We start from the raw sequence: 21,258 nt of genomic DNA on the forward strand, positions 1-21,258 counted from the left end.
TCCGGTATCGCCCACCTCCACAACATCATCCTCACCGGATGACACCAGTACCGTTGCCCGGCAACGCCTTCACCGAGTTACGAGACACCCTTTAGTGGCTACCGCGAGCGATATAGGTCGTTCCGGATCTCGCGGGCTTGACAAGCCTTAAGGAGCGTGTGATAGGCGCGATTATGCCAGGAATAGATGATCGAGACGGTCCAATTCCTCGGCCTGGTACGGATTTGACGACGGCTGGAGCGATTCCGGGTCCGGGTTGCGCAAGGTTTACGCCTTGGCTAAGTGCGGCAACTTCTCGGTGCTGGTGCTGGTGCTGGTGCTGGTGCTGGTGCTGGTGCTGGTGCTGCGCGTTGGGCGAAACTACCCCGTGCCTGTTCCGGCCATCCTGGAACTACTTGGTGTCCAGTCCGTCATCTGGCCTCACCATCCATGGGGGAGCGTGACGCCCCTTCAGTACGTCATCGACGAGGAGGGCGACGATTCCCGAAGCGGTGAGGTCTGGTCGCAGGGCTACCAGACGGTCAATCTCGCTGAGGGTGAGTCGGATTTTGACCTGCTGATCGCGTTTTTCCTCACTTGGAAGTGCTGGCAACCCTTGAGCGATCTCGACAGCCCGGCGTCGTCGCATCGGATCATTCCCTTCGCGGTCAGTCGACAAGAAGTGGTACCTTTATAGGTACCACTTCTCTTTCCCAAGGAGGAACCTTGAGAGGGTCAGTATTTCGTCGGTGCGCGTGCCGAGATCCTCGGACCGGCAAGCAGCGTGGGCAATCCTGCCCCCAGCTCAACAATCGCCGACACGGCACCTGGGGGGCCCGCCAGGAGCTTCCACCGAACACTGGAGGCGAACGTCGCACGTGGCGCCGGTCCGGCTACACGTCGGCCGCTGAGGCTCAAGCAGACCTGGACGCCGTACGCGCGTTGCTTGCTCTTCCTGATGTGGATGACGAAGACGGCCGTCGGCGCTTGGGTGACCTGTTGGAGCGCGTCGCGTCCGATCGGGAGCCGCTGCCCGACCTTGAAGAGACGCGGCGCAAGTTCCGTAGCGGGCAGTCGCTGACGGCACGCATCACTGTCGGAGAGTTTCTCGAGAGTTGGCTTGCTGGCCGCAAGATCCGCTCCAGCACGCTCGACCGTTACGCCCGGGACATCCGACTTCACCTCAAGCCGCGTATCGGGGAAGTCCGTCTAGACCGGCTTCGTGTGTCGCACCTGACGGAGATGTTCAACGCGGTCGTCGAGCGGAACATTGAGATCGAGGAAGCGAACGCGCTGCGGCGGACCGCGGTCGAAGAACTCAAGGCGCTCAAGGGCCGTGAGCGTCGCCGCGCCGCGCGTGCCGCGATTGCCGAAATGCCCCCGTTTCGTCGGGTGGTCGGACCGACGACGCGACGGCACATCAGAGCAACCCTTCGCGCTGCACTGAACGACGCGATCGAGCAAGAGCTGATCACGTTCAACCCGGCGGCCCACGTCGAGCTAGACCCGGTCAAGCGGCCGAAGGGGCTTGTGTGGACTGATGAACGGGTTGCGCAATGGCGGGCCACTGGGAAGAGGCCGTCGCCCGTCATGGTGTGGACCACTGAGCAAACGATCGCGTTCCTTGAGGGTGTTGCCGATGACGAGCTGTACGCGCTGTTTCACCTTATTGCCCTGCGCGGCCTGAGGCGGGGCGAGGCATGCGGGCTGCGGCCAGAGGACGTTGACCTCAAGGGCCAGGCGTTGACGGTCGCTACACAGCTTGTGGACGTGAACGGCGAGATTGAGGAGAACGCGCCCAAGAGTGAGGCGGGCGACCGGATTGTCGCCCTCGACAGCGACAGCGTGAAGGTGATCAAGCGTCACAACAAGCGGCAGCGCAAGGCGCGCGAGAAGGCTGGGCCGGCGTGGGTGGAGAGTGGCCGTCTCTTCACCCGGCCCAACGGCGAGTGGATAGTGCCGACGTGGCTGTCGGACCACTTCGACCGGCTGGTGCGGTGCTTGGACCTCCCGCCGATCCGCCTACACGATCTACGCCATGGGGCGGCCACGATGGCTCTCAAGGCCGGGGTCAAGCTGAAGGTCGTACAGGCGATGCTCGGGCACGCGTCGCATGCGCTCACAGCCGACACGTACACGGCTGTGCTGCCTGAGCTGGCGTTGGAAGCGGCCGAGGCTACGGCTCGCTTGGTGTCTCGCCGGGGCAAGCGCACCCCCGGGCTCACCTCGGGCTCACATGGGGCCATCGCATCGAAGGGCGGCTCTAAGAAAGATCGTAAGAAGGGCAAGAAGAAGCAGGTCAACCCGGCTGCATGATGGTGCGCCCGGCAGGATTCGAACCTGCGGCCTTGGGATTAGAAGTCCCCTGCTCTATCCGCTGAGCTACGGGCGCGCTGTGGTATCGCGCGAGAAGGGTACCGCCGCACCGGCCCGGCGCGACGGAACGGGTGCCCGGTCAGCGTCGCACGCGCCCTGGACGCCGCGCACCTGCGAATCCACGGCCTCAGCGGACCCAGGCGGACCGGTGGCCCACGGACCGGTGGCTCAGGCGGACCGGTGGCTCATGCGGGCCCGTGGATCAGGGGGCGGCGTGCGAGGAGGACTCGCTGTCGGCCGGGCGGCGTGGGGCCGGTGGGGGAGGGGGCGTCGGTCCGGCGTCGAGGAAGGCGTCCGCCCAGCGGCCCACCTCGGTGAGGACCTTGTCGCGTACGGCGGGGCCGGACAGCGTCAGATCGTGCAGGCCGCCGTCGAAGCGGGCGAGCGTGACGTGCTGACCGAGGCGGGGTGCCCAGCGGACCATGTGTTCGACGTCGAGGACGGCGTCGGCGAGGGTCGCCGAATCGTGCCACTTGACGCCCCGGAACGAGCGGGTCGAGCAGGCCAGCAGCACCGGCACCGGGATGTCCAGTCCGGCGCGCAGTCGGCGTTGGCCGGTGCGGACGGCGTTGAGCCAGCCGGCCCGAACGGGGAATCCGGCGAGCGGCTTCCAGGCCAGGTCGTAGCTCCATTCGCCGCGATGGTCGGCGTGCAGGCTCTCGCCGTACACGGTGCCGAGGCCGAAGGGGAGGACGCGGTGGGGTGCCCGACGGCCCAGGCGCGCGACGGCGGCCGCGAGGGGTCGACGCACGAACCAGGGGGCGTTGAGGTCGAAGAAGGGGCTGTTCAGGAAGATGCCGTCGACCAGCCCGGTGTCGCGGCGGGCGTCTGCCCAGAGCGAGACGATCAGTCCGCCGGTGGAGTGGCCCATGGCCAGCAGCGTGTCGTGTTCGTCCTCGGTACGGATGATCTGGGCGGCGGCGTCCAGTTCCGGGAAGTAGTCGGCCAGGTCGCGGCAGAAGTTGGCGGTCTGGTGGGGGAGCAGGCTTCGGCCGTACTTGCGCAGGTCGAGTGCGTAGAAGTCCCAGCCCCGGGCGGCGAAGAAGTCGGCCACGTGGGTCTGGAAGAAGTAGTCGACGAAGCCGTGCACGTAGAGCACCGCGCGCCCGGTGGGTCGCTCGGCCCGGCGGCGGACCAGGGTGGCGACCACCGGTCCCTCGTCGTCGCGGCCAAGGTCGATGGTGTGCCGCTCGTAGGGCGGGCCCAGCACGTCGGGTTCCACCGGACCGACGGTACGCCGGGAAGCTACCGGACGGTAGTAGCCCCCGCCCAGCGTGGGACGGGGGCTACTACTGTGCGGCGGGTCAGTCGCCGTGGGCGTCGCGATCGGTCGGCTCGTGCGAGGTTGCGGCCCGCCCACGATCCGGCCCGTACGGCGAGACCTGGTCCACCGGGACCGTCCGGTGCTCCTTCTTGGTCTCGGAGCCACCCCCCGGGATCGGTCCGTCGCTGTCCTGGACCAGCCGGGTCTCGCCGCTGCGGCGCATCTCCGGTTGCTGCACGTTGGGCATGCCGTTCACCTCTCCCTGTTCAGCGCCGCCGGCCGGACGCGTGCCCGACCGGCGACACGGTCACCTCTCGTCGGTCTTCGTCCCGGCGGTGGCCAGTTCCTCGGCCAACTCCTCGACCGGGGTCGGCTCGCCGGGCGGGGTGGTGACCCGCAGGTGCTTGTTGTTGCGCGGCTCCTGGCGGGTCTTGGAGTCGTTGAGCTTGCGGCGCAGGTCGTCACGGGCGTCGTTGAGCGCCGCACGCAGGTCCTCCTCGGAGGAGGTGGTGACGATCTTCTGCCGACCGGCGATCCAGCACTCCAGCGTGACCCGCTGGCCCTTGGCCTCCCGGTCCTTGACCGAGAGTTCGAGTTCGGTGGAGTCGGCGTGGAAGCCGGCCAGACGGGCGTCGAGCGTGGCGAACTGGGTCACGATCCAGTCGCGGTCGGCCTGCGAGAAGCCGGCGCCCATTCGCAGACACTTTTCCACGGTGGCCGGGTTCTCGCTCATCGCTGCACCTGACCAGGGACGCGGGCGGAACAAGCGATGGTCATCATCATGATCGCTGACCTTTCGTTCGACGTCGCAGGTGCGGTTGGCGATTTCCTACCCAGGCGGACCGCTCCGGAACCTGACGGTTTCCTGTGCGAATCGATCGTCCGCCGCCGGGCGCGGGCCGGGCAGGGTCGGTCGGCCTAGCACATCGGGACCTTGATCAGGCGTTCGTCCACAGGCCGCCAGGTTGTCCACAGGTACGACCGGAGGGGCTGCTCGGGTGGGCCGCCTGGCCCGAGGCTGGGCGGCGAGTCGGTACCAGCCGACCCGGATCTCCGCTGGAGGAACGATGTTCGATACCTACGTGACGGTCGTCGGGAACGTGCTCACCGCCCCCGAGTGGCGTCGCACCACGCAGAGCAACACACTCGTGGCCAACTTCAAGGTCGCCTCCACCGCCCGCCGCCTCGACCGGGACAGCGGGCGCTGGGTGGACGGCAACAGCCTGCGGGTACGCGTCAACTGCTGGCGGAAGCTCGCCGAGGGGGTCGCGTCTTCGGTGATGGTCGGTGACCCGGTGGTCGTCTGCGGTCGCCTCTACACCCGTGACTGGACCGACGACGCTGGCAACCACCGCACCCTCTACGAGCTGGAGGCCGTGGCGGTGGGTCACGACCTGTCCCGGGGGCGTGGGCGCTTCCTGCGCAACAAGCCGAACCTGGCGACCAGCACCATCTCGGACGCCGAGGCCGAGCAGCGGGTGCACGGCGAGCTGACCGAGGCCGTCTCGGACGACGACGCGCCCGCCCTGCCCGAGGACGGGGCGCTGGACGACGACTTCGAGCTGTCCGAGTACGTCCCCGCGGGCACCGGCTACCCGCAGCGCCTGGGCGAGACCGACCCCTTCGACGACCTCCCCGGCACGGGCGACATCGCCGGGGCGGACGGCATCGCCAGCACGGGCGGCATCTCCGGCACGGGCGGTCGCACCGGGGCGGACGGCTTCTCCGGCACGGGCGACTTCCAGATCACGGGCGGCCTCGCGGGCGACCTCCCGAGCACGGGCGGCTTCTCGGCTGCGGGCGATCTCCCGGGCCCGGGTGACAGCACGCCGGATGGGTCCGAGTCGGCCGAGGTGGGCGGCGACGCCGAGGAGCCCACCACAGCCTCGGCGGACGCACCGGCGGAGTCCGGCACCGGCGCGACGGTGACCGGGCGCGGCCGGCGCGGGCGGGGCCGAACGCCGCAGCCCGTCTGACCTGGGCGGCGCGGTCGACCGGCGGCTCCGGTGGCCGGGCTCGGCTAGGCTGGCCGGCCGGAGGTGGTGCGGGTGCGGCATGCGGGTGCAGTGGCGAACGCGGCGGGACTCGTCGCCGGGTACGCGTTGGACGCGTACTTCGGTGACCCACGTCGTGGCCATCCCGTCGCCGGTTTCGGCCGGGCCGCCGCCGCCCTGGAACGTCGGCTCTACCGGCCCGACCGGCTGGCCGGTGGCACCCACACCGCGCTGAGTGTCGGCGGGCCGGTGCTGGCCGGGGCCGCCCTCGCGTACGCGACCCGGCGGCAGCCGCTGGCCCGCGCGGCACTGGTCGCCGCCGGCACGTTCGCGGTGCTGGGCGGGCAGAGCCTGCGGCACGAGGCGCGGATCATGGGACGTGCGCTGCGCGGTGGCGACCTGCCGGCCGCCCGGGCGCGGCTCGGACACCTGTGTGGTCGGGATCCGTCGACCCTCGACGAGTCGGAGTTGGCCCGGGCCACGGTCGAGTCGGTGGCCGAGAACACCTCGGACGCGGTGGTCGCCCCGCTGTTCTGGGGCGCGGTGGCCGGGCTGCCGGGCCTGCTCGGCTACCGGGCGGTGAACACCCTCGACGCGATGGTCGGCCACCGCAACGCGCGCTACGCCCGGTTCGGCACCCCGGCCGCCCGGCTCGACGACCTGCTGAACCTGGTGCCGGCCCGGCTGACCGGCCTGCTGACCGTCGCGCTGGCGCCGGCCGGCAAGGGCGACCGGGAGCGGGCCTGGCGGGTGTGGCGTCGGGACCGCGACGACCACCCCAGCCCCAACGCCGGGCAGTGCGAGGCGGCGATGGCCGGTGCGTTGGGTGTGCGGCTCGGCGGGCGCAACGTCTACTTCGGCCGGTCCGAGGTGCGGCCGTTCCTCGGTGACGGTCCCCGTCCCGAGGCCCGGCACCTGCCTCGGGCCGCCCGGATCTCCGGTGCCGTCGGCCTGGCCGCGCTCGGCCTCGCGGCGGTGTACCCGGTGACCGTCGGCCGGCTGGTCGGCGCGGTGGCCCGACGCCTCACGGGCACGCGGTGAGCGGTGGCCTGCTGGTCGCCGGGACCACCTCCGACGCCGGCAAGAGCGTGCTCACCGCCGGCATCTGCCGTTGGTTGCACCGCGAGGGCGTACGGGTGGCGCCGTTCAAGGCGCAGAACATGTCGAACAACTCCGCCGTGGTCGTCGGGCCGGACGGCCGGGGCGGCGAGATCGGGCGGGCGCAGGCGATGCAGGCGGCGGCCTGCGGGCTCGCCCCGGACCTGCGGTTCAATCCGGTGCTGCTCAAGCCGGGCAGCGACCTGAGCAGTCAGGTGGTGCTGCTGGGCGAGGCGGTCGACACGATGACCGCCGGTTCGTTCCGGACCCTGCGTCCCCGGTTGTCGGAGACCGCGTACGCGGCACTGGCCGAGTTGCGGTCGGAGTACGACGTGGTGATCTGCGAGGGGGCGGGCAGCCCGGCGGAGATCAACCTGCGCGACGGCGACTACGTCAACATGGGGCTGGCCCGGCACGCCGGGTTCCCGACGATCGTGGTCGGCGACATCGACCGGGGTGGCGTTTTCGCCGCCATGTTCGGCACGCTGGCCCTGCTCGAACCCGCCGACCAGGCACTGATCGCCGGGTTCGTGGTCAACAAGTTCCGAGGCGACGTCGGCCTGCTGGCCCCCGGGCTGGACTCGCTGCGGCAGCTCACCGGCCGCCCGACGTACGGCGTCCTGCCCTGGGCGCTGGACCTGTGGCTGGACGCCGAGGACTCGCTCGCCTACGGCCGGGTGCTCGGCCGCCCGGCCGCCCCGCACGGCACCGAGTGGCTCGACGTGGCGGTGGTGCGGCTGCCCCGGATCAGCAACGCCACCGACGTGGAGGCGCTCGCCACCGAGCCCGGCGTGCGGGTCCGGCTGACCGTCGAGCCTGCCGAGCTGGCCGCCGCCGACCTGGTCGTGCTGCCCGGCTCCAAGTCGACCGTGGCCGACCTGGCCTGGCTACGCGAGACCGGCCTCGCCGACGCGGTCACCGCGCACGTCGCGGCCGGTCGACCGCTGCTCGGCATCTGCGGCGGCTTCCAGATGCTGGCCCGGGCCATCCACGACCCGGTGGAGAGCCGCCGGGGCAGCGTCGACGGCCTCGGGCTGCTGCCCATCGAGATCACCTTCGACCCGCGCAAGACCGTCCGCCAGGCGGTCGGCACCGCCGCCGACCGGCTTCCGGTCCGGGGCTACGAGATCCACCACGGGTACGTCTCCGCCGCCGACCCGGAGGCGACCCCGCTGCTGCACGACGCCGCCGGTGCCGGCGAGGGCATGGTGTCCGGGGTCGTGCACGGTACGCACTGGCACGGCACCTTCGAGTCCGACGAGTTCCGCCGCTGGTTCCTCGACCGGGCCGCCCGCCTGGCCGGTCGGACCGGCTTCCGGGTCGCCCCGGACACCTCCTTCGCCGCCGCCCGCGAACGCACCCTCGACCTGCTCGGCGACCTGGTCGAAGAACACCTCGACACCGCCGCCCTGCGTCGGCTCGTCGAGTCCGGGCCCCCCGCCGACCTGCCGTTCATCCCGCCCGGCGTACCCGGCTAGCCGCCGCCTGCACCAGCCGAGGCCCGGCGTCAGCGTCTCGCGCCGCCCGGCCTCAGTAGCGGACGTCGGCGGGCTGGTCGGAGAAGGCCATTCCGGCCGAGCGCCACGCCTCCACACCGCCGATCATGTCGGTCGCCTTGTGCAGCCCGAGCGCGCGCAGGCTCGCCGCCGCCAGGCTCGAGCTGTAGCCCTGGCGGCACACCACGACGACCTCCATGTCGTAGTTGGTGGCCTCGGGGATCCGCCAGTCGCTGGCCGGGTCGAGCCGCCATTCCAGGACGGTCCGGTCGATCACGATGACGCCGGGCAGGTCGCCCTGCTCCCGCCGCTGCCCGTCGGTGCGGGTGTCGATCACGAGGGCACCCCGGGCGGCGGCCTGCACCGTCTCCTGTGGGGTCAGCCGGGTCATGCCCGAACGGGCCTGCTCCAGCAACGCCTCGACGCCGGGACTCATCACGGAATGGGACACGCCACGATCATGCCGTGCGGCTTCTCGACAGGCGGTCCGAAGCGGTGTGGGACAACCCGATCGGTAACGTCGGTCTCCGTGGTGGCGGTCTTCGAGTCGTACGCCGGACTGGCGGGGCGGGTGCTGGCGGCACCGGCCCGGTTGGGGCGTACCCGGCTGGTGGCCGTGGACGGGCCGAGCGGGGCGGGCAAGACGCTGTTCGCCGCGCGCCTGGCCGATGCGCTCGGCGGCATCGGGCCGGAGGCGGTACGACCGCCGGTGGTGCACACCGACGACCTGCTCGACGGGTGGGACGACCAGCTCACCTTCTGGACGCGACTGGAGCGCGACGTGTTGCGGCCGGTGCGGTCCGGCCGCGCCGGGTCGTACCGGTGCTACGACTGGGTACGCCGGTGTTTCCGGCCCGAGCCGGTGTCGGTGCCGGTGGCGCCGGTGCTGATCGTCGAGGGGGTCAGCACGTCCCGGGCCGCCGCCGGTCCGGACCTGACGCTGGCCGTCTTCGTCACCGCCCCGCAGTCGTTGCGGCTGGCCCGGGCGGTGGCGCGCGACGGCCCGGGGATCCTGCCGGAGCTGTGCCGGTGGCACGACACCGAGCAGGCGCACTTCGCCGCCGACGACACGCAGGCACGGGCCGACCTGGTGGTCGACGGTGACCCCGGGTTGCCGCACGATGACCGTCACTACTATCTGGCTCGGCCGGGAACCGCAGGTCGGGGCGGCATACCATGCCGGTCATGACCACACCGATCATGACCGAGTCCGAGTTGCGGGAGGCCGTGACCCGGGAACTGCCCGGCGTCCGGGCCGACCTGGAACGCCTCGTCCGTATCCCGGGCATCGCCTTCGAGGGATTCGACCACTCGCACGTGGAGCGCTCCGCCGATGCGGTGGCCGAGCTGCTGCGCGGCTGCGGTCTCGACGTCGAGATCGTGCGCGCCGACGGCCAGCCCGCGGTGATCGGCCGCAAGGCCGCCCCGCCCGGCGCGCCCACCGTCATGCTCTATGCCCACCACGACGTGCAGCCGGTCGGGGACCGGGCGCTGTGGGAGTCCGACCCGTTCGAGCCGGTCGAGCGGGACGGCCGGCTCTACGGCCGGGGTGCCGCCGACGACAAGGCCGGCATCATGGCGCACGTCGCCGCGTTGCGGGCCTTCGGTGACCGCCTGCCCGTGGGCGTGGTGCTGTTCGTCGAAGGGGAGGAGGAGTATGGCTCCGACTCGCTGGAGCAGTTGCTCGCCGACCACCGCGAGAAGATCGCCTCGGACGTCATCGTGATCGCCGACTCGACCAACTGGGACGTCGGTGTACCGGCGCTGACCACCTCGCTGCGCGGCGTCGTCAACTGCTTCGTCGAGGTACGCACCCTGCACCACGCGGTGCACAGCGGGATGTTCGGCGGTGCCGTGCCGGATGCGCTCACCACGCTGGTCCGGCTGCTGGCCACTCTGCACGACGACGCCGGGAATGTGGCGGTGGAGGGGTTGGTCGGTCGGGACGAAGCGATCGTCGACTACCCCGAGGACCGGTTCCGGGCCGAGGCGGGGCTCGCCGAGGGCGTACGCCTGATCGGCTCCGGCCGGATCACCGACCGGCTCTGGACCCGGCCCGCGCTGGCCGTGCTCGGCATCGACGCCCCGGCCACCGCCGAGGCGCCGAACGCGTTGGTGCCGGCGGCCAAGGCCAAGCTGAGCCTCCGGCTGGCACCGGGCGACGAGCCGAAGCAGGCGTACCTCGCGCTGCGCGACCACCTGGAGCGGTACGCGCCGTGGGGTGCGCAGGTCGACGTCACCTTCGAGCACGACGGCGCGCCCTGCGTCATCGACGCCTCCGGCCTGGTCTTCGACGCGGCCCGCGCGGCTTTCCGCGCCGCCTGGGACGGCACCGACCCGGTGGACATCGGTGTCGGCGGGTCGATCCCGTTCATCGCCACCTTCCAGGAGATGTTCCCGCAGGCGGCGATCCTGGTGACCGGCGTGGAGGACCCGCACGCGCGGGCGCACGGGCCGAACGAGAGCCTGCACCTGGGCGAGTTCGCCCGGGTCTGCCTGGCCGAGGCGTTGTTGCTGGCCAAGGTGGCCGAGGCGGGCACGGCCCCGACTCGGTGACTTTCGCGCAAATGGTGGCTGTTTCCGGCGTGTCGGACGCGCGGCTGTTGTAGCCTCTCGAACATGCGTACGAACGAGGTGATGGCCCGTATGGAGGCCGCCGTCAGCGCTCTGGGGGACGTCGACGTCTCCGCGTGGCCGGAGGCCACGCTCAAGGAACAGCTCGCCGAGCTGTCCGCCGCTCTGGTCGCCGTGGACGCGTCGTTGTCCCGCATCGCCGAGGAGGTCCGCGCGCGCGGCCTGCGGGTCGAGGAGCCCGTCCCGGCCTGACCCGCCGGAGCAGCTTCCCCCGCAGGTGACACCCGCTGTCGGGGGTGGCTGGCAGGATGAGGTCGTGCGTTTCCTCGACCTGGCTGCCACCTCCGCAGCCGTCGGTGCCGTCAGCGGCCGACGGGCCAAGGTCGAGCTGCTCGCCGACGCCCTGCGGCGGCTCGATCCGGACGAGGTGGCGGCCGGAGCCGGCTGGCTCGCGGGCGAGCTGCGCCAGCGACAGACCGGGGTCGGCTGGGCCGCGCTGCGCGACCTGCCGCCACCGGCGGCCGAGGCGACGCTGACCGTGGCCGGGGTCGACGCGGCGATCGACGAGATCGCGGCGGTGCACGGCGCGGGCTCGCAGGCCCGTCGCCGCGCTCTGGTGGCCGCGCTCTACACCGCCGCCACCGCCGAGGAGCAACGCGTCCTGACCGGCCTCTTCCTCGGCGAGCTGCGTCAGGGCGCCCAGGCCGGGCTGTTGGCCGACGCGATCGCCCGGGCCGCCGAGGTGCCGGTCGGCGCGGTACGCCGGGCCTTGCTGCTCGCCGGTGACCTGCGGGCGGTCGCGGTGGCCGCGCTCGACGGCGGTGCCCCGGCACTGGCCGAGTTCGGGTTGCGGGTCGGGCGACCGCTGGCGCCGATGCTGGCGCAGAGCGCCGCCACGGTGGACGAGGCGCTCACCGCCACCGGCGCGCCCGCCGTGGTCGACGTGAAGCTGGACGGCATCCGCATCCAGGCGCACCGCAGCGGCGACGACATCGCCGTGTTCACCCGCAGCCTCGACGAGATCACCGGCCGGGTGCCCGAGGTGGTCGCCGCCGTCCGCGCCCTGCCCGCCCGGGAGCTGGTGCTCGACGGGGAGGCGATCGGGCTGGACGCCACCGGCCGACCGTTGCCGTTCCAGCAGACGTCCAGCGCCGCCGCCCGCCGGGGCGGCGGGGCATCCGTCGCCCCGCCGGTCCGCGCCGCCGCCGCCCGGACCGGCGAGACCGTGCTCACGCCGTACTTCTTCGACCTGCTGCACCTCGACGGCGCGGATCTGATCGATCTGCCCGGCCGCGAGCGGTGGGCCACGCTCGCCGCCACCGTCGACGCGTCGGTGCTGGTCGGGCGGATCGAGGTGGACGGGCCGGAGCAGGCCGGCGCGGCGTTCGCCGCCGCGCTCGACGCCGGCAAGGAGGGCGTCGTGGTGAAGTCGCCCGACGCGCCCTACGACGCCGGTCGGCGCGGTGCGGCCTGGGTGAAGGTGAAGCCCCGGCACACCCTCGACCTGGTGGTGCTCGCCGTCGAGTGGGGCAGTGGCCGGCGCAAGGGCTGGCTGTCGAACCTGCACCTCGGGGCGCGGGATCCGGCCGGCGGCGGGTTCGTGATGCTCGGCAAGACCTTCAAGGGGCTCACCGACGAGTTGCTGCGCTGGCAGACCGAACGGTTCCTGGAGCTTTCCGTCGAGCGCGGCGACTGGGTGGTGCGGGTCCGGCCCGAGCAGGTGGTCGAGATCGCCTTCGACGGGGTGCAGACCAGCTCACGCTATCCGGGCGGGGTGGCGCTCCGGTTCGCCCGGGTGGTCCGTTACCGCGACGACAAGACCGCCGCCGAGGCCGACACCATCGACGCCGTACGCGCCATCCACGCCGGCCGCACGGGCGGCTGACCGGTTCAGGCGGGGCTGGTCGGGGCAGAGCTGCTCGCGGCGGGGCTGTTCGGTGCAGGGTCGGCGGCCCGGTCGCGGGGGAGGTCGTCGTCGGTCACACCGGCCAGCCGGCGGGCCTCCCGACGGGCGATCCAGCCGTAGCCGAACAGCGTCATCGCCGCGAAGATCCACCACTGCACGACGTACCCGAGGTTCTGCCAGTTGTTGGCGTGCCCCACCGGCACCGCGCGGAACAACGGGTCGGCGGCCGGGGTCTGCTCGTCGAGCAGCACGTACGCCCCGTGCACCGGGTACGGCAACTGCGCGGCGAGCTGCGGCACGGCGACTCGGCGGGTCTCCAGGCGGCCCTCCCGTCGGGCCACGTTGCCGGAACCGCTCTCGCTGGCGTGCACCCGGCCCTCGACGGTCACTTCGCCGGGCGGTGCCGCCGGCACCTCGGGCTGGGCCATCGCCCCGCCCGGCGCCGGTGGGATCCAGCCCCGGTTCACCAGGACGGCGGTGCCGTCGGCCAGCACCAGCGGGGTGAGCACCTCGAAGCCGACCTTGCTCTCCACCGTCCGGCCCCGGACGAGGACCACGTTGTCGGTGTCGTACCGGCCGGTCGCGATCACCCGGATGAACGTCCGGTCATCGGCCGGTGCCGGGCCGGCGCTGCCGGGGCCACCGGTCGGCGCGGGCACCGCCTCGCGCAGCGGCACCGGGTCCATCCGCAACCCGGCGTCGATGCGTTCGTTGACCGCCGTCCGGCCGTGGTAGCGGTCCAGTTGCCAGTTGCCGAGCATCACCATGATCGTGGCGAGGACCAGGGTCAGCGCGAGGATGCCCAGCCAGCGTGGCGTCAGCAGGAACCGGTACACGCCACGAGGCTACCCGTATGACCGTCACCACTGCGCCGCCCCGCCCGTCGACGTGACGGCCGGGAAAGGGCCGATCGACGACGGAGCGTGTCGGTGTCGGGGCGGTCCGCTCCGGTCGGGCGGATCGAAGCGGATCGGGGCGGCGGGCGGCGCCTACGGGCGACCGACGTGGGCTATCGTCACGCGCACGGGGCGCGCCGACGGTCGGCCGCTCGCCGCCCGCGAGGAGTCGATGATGACCGTCGTGCCGCGTCTGGTGCTCAGTGCCCCTTCGTCGGGGCACGGCAAGAACGCGTTGGCGATCGGCATCCTCGCCGCGTTCGCCGATCGTGGTCTCGACGTGGCCGGGTTCAAGATCGGCCCGGATCCGGTCGACGCCGCCTATCTCGGGCTCGCCGCCGGCCGACCCGGGCGCACCCTGGACCCTCGGCTGCTGGGCACCGACCGGCTCGCGCCGCTGCTGCTGCACGGTGCCGCCGACACCGGGCTCGCCGTGGTGCAGGGCAGCATGGGCCTCTACGACAGCCTCAGCGGACGCTGCGAGACCGAGTCGACCGCAGCGGTCGCCACCGCCCTGCGCAGCCCGGTCGTGATGGTGGTCGACGTCGCCGCGATGGGCCAGTCGGTGGCCGCCCTGGTGCACGGCTTCCGGGCGTACGACGAGCAGCTCTGGATCGGCGGCGTGATCCTCAACCGGGTCGCCTCCGCCCGACACGAGACGCTGCTGCGCGAGGCGCTCGACGACATCGGCATACCCGTCTACGGCGCGCTGCGCCGCCAGGACCTGCCGGCCGTGCTGCCGAGCCGTCGGCACGGGGTGATGCCGGTGCTGGAGAACGGCGGCGAGGCCGCCCGGGCGGTCCGCCGACTCGGCGAGGCGGTGGCCGCCACCGTCGACCTGGAACGGCTGCACGGGCTGGCCCGGTCTGCCCCCGAACTCGCGGTGCCGCCGTGGTCGCCGCACCCGGAGGCGGGCGCCCCGCCGGTGCCGGCCGGTGCCGGACGTCCGCTGGTCGCGGTGGCCGGTGGACCGGGCGGCAGCTTCAGCCACGCCGAGACCGCCGAGCTGCTGCGCGCCGCCGGTGCCGACGTGGTGACGCTCGACCCCTTCGTCGACGAGGTGCTGCCGGCCGGCACCCGGGCGCTGGTGGTCGGCGGCGCGCTGCCCGAGTCGTACGCCGAGCAGCTCTCCGCCAACCGGCGGCTCTGCATCGCGGTGGCCGAGTTGGCGCGTACCGGTCGGCCGGTCGTCGCCGAGGGGGCCGGGCTGCTCTGGCTGGCCCGGGAACTCGACGGGTTGCCGATGTGCGGGGTGCTCGACGCGATCGGCAGCATCCGGGACGGTCTGGTGGTCGGCTACCGCGAGGCGACCGCCCAGAGCGACAGCGTGGTGGCGACCCGGGGCGAGGTGGTGACCGGGCACAAGGAGCACCGCGCCGTGCTCACCCCACGGGGTGGGCCGCGTCCGGCGTGGGGCTGGGCGGGCGGCGCGCCGGAGGGTTTCGTCTGGCGCGGCGTGCACGCCTCCCAGCTCGTCCCGCACTGGGCCGCGTACCCACGGATCGCCGGGCGCCTGGTGGCTGCCGCGGCCACCGAGCCGGCCGCGATCCCGGCCGGTCCCGATCTGGGCGTCCCGATTGCGCCCGCCGGTGTGGTGGCGGCCGAACCGGCCGCCGGAGCGCCGGCCTGAGCGGCGCTCCGGCGCGTGCCGGGCGTCAGCCGACTATGCGGTCCGACGGGGGTACGAAGTCCCGCGTCGGGGTGCCCTTGAGGGCGTCGCGGAGCGTGTTCGAGACCGCCGCGATCGGGATCTGCGACTGGCCGTCGCCGACCGCGTTGAACGGGTTGTCCGGGTCGGAGATGAAGCTGGCCGCCGCCAGTTCCGGGGTGTAGCCGACGAACCAGGCCGACCGGGTGCTGTCCGTGGTACCGGTCTTGCCGGCCACCGGGCGGCCCACCGTGCCGCGCACGCTGTCCGCGGTCGACCAGCCACCGCAGCTTCCCTTGGCCGGGGTGTCCCCGGTCGGGCAGCGGGCGGCGTCGGTGGCGGCCCGCGCCGCGTCGGCGTTGACCACCTGGCGGCACCGTGGCTTGGCGATCTCGCGTTCGATACCGCCCGGGGTGGTGAACATCGCGGGCGTACCGTCCCGGTTGTAGATCGCGTTCACCGGGATCGCCTCGCAGTAGCGCCCGTCGGCGGCGATCGCGGCGTACGCGTTGGCCATCTCCAACGGGGTGGCGTCGGAGACGCCGAGCGTGAACGCGCCCCACTTGTTCGCCTTCGCCGGTGAGGCGTGGTCGCGGTCCACGTCGGTACGCCAGCGCAGCCCCAACTGCTCGGCGAGCCGGACGGCCCTCTCCGCCCCGACCTGCTCCTCCAGCCAGACGAAGTAGGTGTTCACCGACTTGCCGAAGCCGGACCACATGGTCTGCGTACCGCTCATCGCGCCGCTGGCGTTCGACGGCTGCCAGCCGTCGTAGATCTCGGAGCGGTAGCTGTGCGGCGCGTTGAAGGTGGTGTTCAGCGTCATGCCGGCGTCCAGCGCGGCCAGCATCGGGAACATCTTGAACGTCGACCCGGCCTGGTAGCCCGGCAGGTCGCCGCCGCCCATCAGCGGTGCCACCGTGTTCGGGTAGTTGGCCCGGACGTTCGGGCCCGCCTCCGGGTTGGAGCTGAGCGGGTTCTCGTCCACCTGCAGCGAGTAGGTGCGGTTCACCGCCATCGCCTTGACCCGGCCGGTGCCCGGCTCAGAGACCACGATGCCGTTGGCGAACGGGCTGCCGGTGTTGCCCTCGGTGCCGACGTTCTTCTCCGCCGCCTCCTGGACCTTCGGATCCATGCTCAGCACGATGCGGTAGCCACCCCGCCGCAGCTTGTCCAGGCGTTCCAGCCGGTTCTTGCCGAACGCGGGTTGGGCGCTCCACCAGTTCTTCAGGTAGTCGCAGAGGAAGCCCCAGCTGTTCCACTTCTCGGGTACGGCGGCGCAGTCGTTGGGCGGGTAGGTCAGCCGCAACCGGATCGGCTCGCCCTTGGCCGCCTCGGCGGCGTTCGGCGACAGGTAACCCAGCCGTGCCATGTTGTCGAGCACGTAGTTGCGCCGGGTGGTGGCGTCCTTCTGGTCGGAGCTGGCCGGGTCGTACTGCGACGGGGACTTCACCAGACCGGCGAGGGTGGCCGCCTCGACCTGGGTGAGCTCCTTCGGCGTCTTGGAGAAGAAGATCTCGCTGGCGGCGTAGATGCCGTACGCGCGGTGACCGAAGTACGCGGAGTTGAGGTAGCGCTCCAGGATGTCCTCCTTGCTCAGCTCCTTCTCCAGGTCGACCGCCATCCGCATCTCCTTGACCTTGCGGATCGGCGTCTGCGCGGTGGCCTCCTGCACCTCCTTGGGCGTGGTGGCGCTGTCCCGCAGCGCCATCCGCACGTACTGCATGGTCAGCGTGGAGGCGCCCTGGGAGACGCCGCTGGAGCGGGCGTTGGCCACGAAGGCGCGGGCGACGCCCTTCGGGTCGACGCCGTGGTGCTGATAGAAGCGGTTGTCCTCGGCGGCGACGATCGCCTGCTGCATGTGCGGGGAGATGTCGGCCAGCTTGGTGTACTGCCGGTACTCCTCGAAGAACATGGTCAGCACGGTCTTGCCGTCGGGCGCGTACAGGTAGGAGGTCTCGGCGGGCAGGGCGGTGGCCAGCAGGCGGGTCTTGCTCTCCACGGCGTGCGCGGTGGCCTTGGCGCCGAGGCCGGTCACGGCGACCACGGGGTACGCGACGGCGGCGACGACGACACCGGCGATCAGTCCGGCGCGGAGGAGAGGAACGAGTCGACCTGCGGCGGCAAGGGGTCGGTTACTCACAGGGATAAGTTATGACATTTCCGATTCATACATGAGAAATACTCATGAAGTGATCAGTGGTGATGCGGAGCACTCCACGGGCTGCTGTCGCCCGCGCCGCCTTCCCGGCAGGATCGCGGGCATGCACGGTCCGCTCACTGGAGCGTCCCATCCGACACCCGAACCCGACCTCGCGCACCACGGTGACGCGGAGGTCGGCGACGGCCTGGTCGACCTCGCCGTCAACGTCCGGCGCGCCCCGATGCCGGCCTGGCTGGCCGACCCGATCAGCGCCACCCTGGCCGACCTCGCCGGCTATCCGGACCCGCGTCCGGCCCGCGCCGCCGTCGCCGCCCGGCACCGCCGCCCGCCGGAGGAGGTGCTGCTCACCGCCGGTGCCGCCGAGGGCTTCGTGCTGCTCGCCCAGGCGCTGCGTGGGGTACGCCGACCGGTGGTGGTGCACCCGCAGTTCACCGAGCCGGAGGCCGCGCTGCGGGCCGCCGGGCACACCGTGGAGCGGGTACTGCTCGACGCGGCCGACGACTTCCGGCTGCACCCGGACCGGATCCCGGCCGACGCCGACCTCGTCATGATCGGTAACCCGACCAACCCCACCTCGGTCCTGCACCCCGCCGCCGACCTGGCCGCCCTGGCCCGCCCCGGCCGGGTACTGGTGATCGACGAGGCGTTCGCCGACACCACCACCGCGCCCGGCGTACCCGGCGAACCCGAGTCGCTGGCCGCCCGGCGTGACCTGCCCGGCCTGCTGGTCGTCCGCAGCCTCACCAAGACCTGGGGACTGGCCGGACTCCGGATCGGCTACCTGCTCGGCGAGGCAGCGCTGCTGGCGCGGCTGGCCGCCGTACAGCCGCTCTGGGCGGTCGCCACCCCCGCCCTGGCCGCCGCGTCCGCCTGCGCCACCGACGTCGCGGTCCAGGCCGAACGCGCCATCGCCGCACAACTCGCCGACGACCGCGCCCACCTGGTCGACCGGCTGTCGACCCTGCCGGGCGTACGCGTCGCCGGCCGCCCGGCCAGCGCCTTCGTCCTGGTGCACCGGCCCGGTGCCGACCGGCTCCGCGCCGACCTGCGCGAACGCGGCTGGGCGGTACGCCGGGGCGACACCTTCCCGGGACTCGGACCAGACTGGCTGCGGATCGCCGTACGGGATCGGGCGACCACGGACGCGTTCATCGAGGTGCTGGCGGAGATCCTGGAGGCATGATGCTGGAGACCACCATCGCGGCGATCGGCCCGCTCGACGAGCCGGCGATGACCGCGGCCCGCCAGTTGCAGGCCCGGCTGACCAAGCCGGCCGGCTCGCTGGGTGCCCTGGAGGAGCTGTCCGTACGCCTCGCCGGCCTGGCCGGCACCTGCCCGCCACCGTTGCCGACCCCGGCCGCGGTGGCGATCTTCGCCGGTGACCACGGCGTGCACGCCCAGCGGGTCAGCCCCTGGCCGCAGGAGGTCACCGGGCAGATGGTCGGCAACTTCCTGGCCGGCGGCGCCGTCGTCAACGCGTTCGCCCGGCAGGCCGGCGCCTCGGTCACCGTGGTCGACGTCGGGGTGGCCACCCCGCTGCCCGCCCCCGACCCGACCGACGCGGACGCCAACAACGGGCTGCCCCGACTGGTCACCGCCCCCGTACGCCGAGGCACCCGCGACCTGACTGTCACCGCCGCGCTGACCCGTGAGGAGGCCACGGCGGCGATCGAGGTCGGCATCCGGATCGCCGGAGAGCTGGTCGACGCGGGCGCGAAGATCCTGCTCACCGGCGACATGGGCATCGGCAACACGACACCGGCCGCCGCCCTGATCGCCGCCCTCACCGGGGTCGACGCCGCCGAGGCGACCGGCCGGGGCACCGGCGTCGACGACCCGACGTACCAGCACAAGATCGAGGTGGTGCGGGCCGCGCTGCACCGACACGCCACCGACACGGACGACCCGCTGGGAGTGCTCGCGGCCGTCGGCGGGCTGGAGCACGCCGCCCTGACCGGGTTCGTGCTCGGCGCCGCCGCGCGACGCGTACCGGTGCTGCTGGACGGCGTGATCGCGGTCTCCGCCGCGCTCGTCGCCGCGGCGCTCGCCCCCGACGCGGTCGGCGCGATGATCGCCGGTCACCGCTCCGCCGAGCCGGGCGCCACGGTCGCGCTGCGCCGGCTCGGCCTCGACCCGCTGATCGACCTCGGCCTGCGGCTGGGCGAGGGCACCGGTGCCCTGCTGGCCCTGCCCGTGGTCACCGGCGCGGCCCGGGTGCTGCACGAGGTCGCCACCTTCGACTCCGCCGGGGTGGCCGAGAAGTGACCGTCAACCCCTATCCGCTCGGACTGCGCCTGGCCGGCCTCCCGGTGGTCGTGGTGGGCGGGGGAGCGGTGGCCACCCGCCGGGTACCCGCCCTGCTCGACGCCGGTGCGGACGTGCTGCTGGTGACGCCCGAGATCAGTCCGGCACTGCGCGCCCACGCCGACGCCGGACGGCTGCGCTGGGCAGAGCGCCGCTTCGTCCCCGAGGACCTCGACGGCGCCTGGCTGGTGCAGGTCGCCATCGACGACCCGGTCGCCGCCGCCACCGTCAGCGCCGCCGCCGCCGAACGCCGGATCTTCTGCGTACGCGCCGACGACCGTGAGGCGGCGACCGCCTGGACCCCGGCGGTGACCCGACACGGCCCGGTGACCGTGGGCGTCCTCGGCGGCGGCGACCCGCACCGCGCGATGACCGTCCGAGACGCCATCCGCACCCTCCTGCAGGTAAGGAAGGGCACCTTATTAACGCCTCCGGTAGAGGAAGGGCCCCTTGTTAACACCCGAACTGCTCGGGGCGGCGAGGTCGCCCTCGTCGGTGCCGGGCCGGGTGACGCCGAACTGATCACCCTGAAGGGATGGCGGCTGCTCACCGAGGCCGACGTCGTGGTCGCCGACCGGCTGGTGCCCGGCCTGCTGCTGGACGAGCTGCGCTCCGGCGTCGAACTGGTGGACGCCTCCAAAATCCCGTATGGCCCGTCCCGCGCGCAGGAGGAGATCAACCAGATCCTGGTCGACCGGGCACTGGCCGGGTCCTTCGTGGTCCGGCTCAAGGGCGGCGACCCGTACGTCTTCGGCCGGGGCGGCGAGGAACTGTTGGCCTGCGCGGAGGCCGGCGTACCGGTGACCGTGGTGCCCGGCGTGACCAGCTCGATCGCCGCCCCCGCAGCGGCGGGCGTCCCGGTCACCCACCGGGGCGTGGCCCACGAGTTCACGGTGGTGTCCGGCCACGTCGCGCCCGACTCGCCGGACTCGCTGGTGCGCTGGGAGGCCCTGGCCGGTCTCCGGGGCACGCTGGTGATCCTGATGGGGCTCAAGAACCTGCCGGCGATCACCGCCACCCTGCTGGCCCACGGCCGACCGGCCGACACCCCGGCGGCCGTGATCCAGGAAGCCACCACCGGCTCGGAGCGGGTCGTACGCGCCACGCTCGGTGAGGTGGCCGCCGCCGTGGCCGACGCGGGGCTGCGCCCGCCCGCCGTGGTCGTACTCGGTGACGTGGTCACCGCTCTCGACCTGTCCGACTGAAACGCGACCGGCCGGCACCCCGAGTGGGGTGCCGGCCAGCAGGTCGGTGTGCAGGTCGCCTCTCGGCGAGTGGCGCGACGCGGCTCCAGCCGAACGGTATTCCGCGACGGCGATTTAGGTGAGGCCCGGGGACACTGGATCACACCGACGCCCGGTACAACGACGCTCCACCGCTCGTTGTTCCCCGGTCGCGCGGTGGGTTGGGTTTGGTTTGGCTGTTTGTATGGAGGGGTCCCCTGCTATCGCCTGGTGTATAGGAAGGGACCCCTCCTAACATCTCTGCCACCGCAGACGCAGACGCCGCCGGGGGGGGCCCCCCCCCAGGGGGGGGGGGGGGGGGGGGGGGGGGTGTGCAGC

Annotated in this window: 18 protein-coding genes, 1 tRNA gene and 1 pseudogene; 13 read left to right on the forward strand and 7 right to left on the reverse strand. The window is 72.5% G+C overall.

The genetic code is table 11. From position 1 onward, the window contains the following. Positions 1-274: 274 nt before the first annotated feature. Both ACIBO1_RS31695 and ACIBO1_RS31700 read left to right on the forward strand, forming a co-directional pair. A complete protein-coding gene (locus ACIBO1_RS31695) occupies positions 275-676 on the forward strand; it encodes a hypothetical protein (protein ID WP_396752911.1) in 402 nt (133 codons plus the stop codon). Between the two features lie 263 nt (positions 677-939). Further along, complete coding sequence (locus tag ACIBO1_RS31700) at positions 940-2,295, forward strand: tyrosine-type recombinase/integrase (RefSeq protein WP_396752913.1); 1,356 nt, start codon at positions 940-942, stop codon at positions 2,293-2,295. On the opposite strand, the gene ACIBO1_RS31705 is transcribed toward ACIBO1_RS31700, so the two are convergent. From ACIBO1_RS31705 to ACIBO1_RS31720, 4 genes are all read right to left on the reverse strand, one after another. Continuing rightward, positions 2,296-2,371: transfer RNA gene (locus tag ACIBO1_RS31705), tRNA-Arg, on the reverse strand. Positions 2,372-2,557: 186 nt separating this feature from the next. Continuing rightward, positions 2,558-3,577, reverse strand: coding sequence for an alpha/beta hydrolase (locus ACIBO1_RS31710; RefSeq protein WP_396752915.1), 1,020 nt, complete (start codon positions 3,575-3,577; stop codon positions 2,558-2,560). Positions 3,578-3,659: 82 nt separating this feature from the next. Next, positions 3,660-3,866, reverse strand: a complete 207-nt coding sequence (locus ACIBO1_RS31715; protein WP_396752917.1) for a hypothetical protein — start codon at positions 3,864-3,866, stop codon at positions 3,660-3,662. A 60-nt stretch (positions 3,867-3,926) separates the two neighbouring features. Further along, the gene (locus ACIBO1_RS31720; RefSeq protein ID WP_350700232.1) at positions 3,927-4,352 is read right to left on the reverse strand and encodes an HPF/RaiA family ribosome-associated protein; all 426 of its coding nucleotides are present in this window, start codon (positions 4,350-4,352) and stop codon (positions 3,927-3,929) included. A 334-nt stretch (positions 4,353-4,686) separates the two neighbouring features. On the opposite strand from ACIBO1_RS31720, the gene ACIBO1_RS31725 reads away from it, so the two are divergent. From ACIBO1_RS31725 to ACIBO1_RS31735, 3 genes are all read left to right on the forward strand, one after another. Then, the gene (locus tag ACIBO1_RS31725) at positions 4,687-5,595 is read left to right on the forward strand and encodes a single-stranded DNA-binding protein (RefSeq protein WP_396752919.1); all 909 of its coding nucleotides are present in this window, start codon (positions 4,687-4,689) and stop codon (positions 5,593-5,595) included. Positions 5,596-5,667: 72 nt separating this feature from the next. After that, positions 5,668-6,654: a cobalamin biosynthesis protein gene (locus tag ACIBO1_RS31730; RefSeq protein ID WP_396752921.1), complete on the forward strand. Its 987-nt coding sequence runs from the start codon at positions 5,668-5,670 to the stop codon at positions 6,652-6,654. Beyond that, positions 6,651-8,189, forward strand: coding sequence for a cobyric acid synthase (locus tag ACIBO1_RS31735; protein WP_396752923.1), 1,539 nt, complete (start codon positions 6,651-6,653; stop codon positions 8,187-8,189). The genes ACIBO1_RS31730 and ACIBO1_RS31735 overlap by 4 nt, the downstream gene beginning before the upstream one ends. 52 nt (positions 8,190-8,241) lie before the next feature. Here the strand turns inward: ACIBO1_RS31735 and ACIBO1_RS31740 are convergent, their stop codons facing one another. Continuing rightward, positions 8,242-8,643, reverse strand: coding sequence for a rhodanese-like domain-containing protein (locus ACIBO1_RS31740; RefSeq protein ID WP_350700279.1), 402 nt, complete (start codon positions 8,641-8,643; stop codon positions 8,242-8,244). On the opposite strand from ACIBO1_RS31740, the pseudogene ACIBO1_RS31745 reads away from it, so the two are divergent. From ACIBO1_RS31745 to ACIBO1_RS31760, 4 genes and pseudogenes are all read left to right on the forward strand, one after another. Next, positions 8,578-9,415: pseudogene (locus ACIBO1_RS31745) on the forward strand (uridine kinase); the annotation flags it as partial. The gene ACIBO1_RS31740 and the pseudogene ACIBO1_RS31745 overlap by 66 nt on opposite strands. Further along, positions 9,408-10,763: a dipeptidase gene (locus tag ACIBO1_RS31750; protein ID WP_396752936.1), complete on the forward strand. Its 1,356-nt coding sequence runs from the start codon at positions 9,408-9,410 to the stop codon at positions 10,761-10,763. The pseudogene ACIBO1_RS31745 and the gene ACIBO1_RS31750, both read left to right, overlap by 8 nt. Positions 10,764-10,826: 63 nt before the next feature. Beyond that, positions 10,827-11,033, forward strand: a complete 207-nt coding sequence (locus ACIBO1_RS31755; RefSeq protein WP_350700240.1) for a hypothetical protein — start codon at positions 10,827-10,829, stop codon at positions 11,031-11,033. 64 nt (positions 11,034-11,097) lie between these two features. Further along, the gene (locus ACIBO1_RS31760) at positions 11,098-12,666 is read left to right on the forward strand and encodes an ATP-dependent DNA ligase (protein WP_396752925.1); all 1,569 of its coding nucleotides are present in this window, start codon (positions 11,098-11,100) and stop codon (positions 12,664-12,666) included. A 5-nt stretch (positions 12,667-12,671) separates the two neighbouring features. Here the strand turns inward: ACIBO1_RS31760 and ACIBO1_RS31765 are convergent, their stop codons facing one another. Beyond that, the gene (locus ACIBO1_RS31765; RefSeq protein ID WP_396752926.1) at positions 12,672-13,523 is read right to left on the reverse strand and encodes an SURF1 family protein; all 852 of its coding nucleotides are present in this window, start codon (positions 13,521-13,523) and stop codon (positions 12,672-12,674) included. A 235-nt stretch (positions 13,524-13,758) separates the two neighbouring features. On the opposite strand from ACIBO1_RS31765, the gene ACIBO1_RS31770 reads away from it, so the two are divergent. Further along, positions 13,759-15,213, forward strand: a complete 1,455-nt coding sequence (locus ACIBO1_RS31770; protein WP_396752928.1) for a cobyrinate a,c-diamide synthase — start codon at positions 13,759-13,761, stop codon at positions 15,211-15,213. Positions 15,214-15,238: 25 nt separating this feature from the next. Here ACIBO1_RS31770 and ACIBO1_RS31775 read toward each other — a convergent pair whose 3' ends face one another. Further along, the gene (locus ACIBO1_RS31775) at positions 15,239-17,371 is read right to left on the reverse strand and encodes a transglycosylase domain-containing protein (RefSeq protein ID WP_396752930.1); all 2,133 of its coding nucleotides are present in this window, start codon (positions 17,369-17,371) and stop codon (positions 15,239-15,241) included. Positions 17,372-17,492: 121 nt separating this feature from the next. Here ACIBO1_RS31775 and cobC point away from each other — a divergent pair, with 121 nt between their 5' ends. From cobC to cobA, 3 genes are read left to right on the forward strand one after another with little or no spacing between them, the layout of a single operon-like run. Continuing rightward, positions 17,493-18,575 carry an Rv2231c family pyridoxal phosphate-dependent protein CobC gene (gene cobC, locus ACIBO1_RS31780; protein ID WP_396752932.1) on the forward strand — a complete coding sequence of 361 codons (1,083 nt, stop codon included), beginning with the start codon at positions 17,493-17,495 and terminating at the stop codon, positions 18,573-18,575. Beyond that, entirely contained in the window at positions 18,575-19,657 is a 1,083-nt protein-coding gene (gene cobT / locus ACIBO1_RS31785) for a nicotinate-nucleotide--dimethylbenzimidazole phosphoribosyltransferase (RefSeq protein WP_396752938.1), read from the forward strand. The genes cobC and cobT overlap by 1 nt, the downstream gene beginning before the upstream one ends. Further along, positions 19,654-20,901, forward strand: coding sequence for a uroporphyrinogen-III C-methyltransferase (gene cobA, locus ACIBO1_RS31790; protein WP_396752934.1), 1,248 nt, complete (start codon positions 19,654-19,656; stop codon positions 20,899-20,901). The genes cobT and cobA overlap by 4 nt, the downstream gene beginning before the upstream one ends. Positions 20,902-21,258 lie beyond the last annotated feature (357 nt).

The organism is Micromonospora sp. NPDC049903 (assembly GCF_044460945.1).
Classification (GTDB): Bacteria; Actinomycetota; Actinomycetes; order Mycobacteriales; family Micromonosporaceae; genus Micromonospora.